The organism is Pantoea sp. SIMBA_079 (genome assembly GCF_046940275.1).
GTDB lineage: Bacteria > Pseudomonadota > Gammaproteobacteria > Enterobacterales > Enterobacteriaceae > Pantoea > Pantoea borealis.
On the sequence record NZ_JAWRYR010001058.1, the window covers coordinates 1 to 228 of the forward strand.

Genomic DNA, 228 nt, shown 5'->3' on the forward strand with positions numbered 1-228 from the left:
TTGCTCTCATTAGTGCCGCTGGTTGCCGTTGTTTTTGCGCTTTTCGCCGCTTTTCCCATGTTTTCCGACGTCAGCATTCAGTTACGTCACTTTATTTTTGCCAACTTTCTGCCTGCTACTGGCGATGTTATTCAGCGGTATATCGAACAATTTGTTGCCAATTCCAACAAGATGACCGCCGTTGGGGCGTGCGGGCTGATCGTCACCGCGTTATTGTTGATGTACTCC

General features: G+C 48.7%; 1 protein-coding gene. It reads left to right on the forward strand.

Annotation, left to right across the window (positions count from 1 at the left end; translation table 11 throughout):
* On the forward strand, nt 1–228 hold a 228-nt coding region (locus SB719_RS23165; RefSeq protein ID WP_412160194.1), incomplete at both ends, for a YihY family inner membrane protein.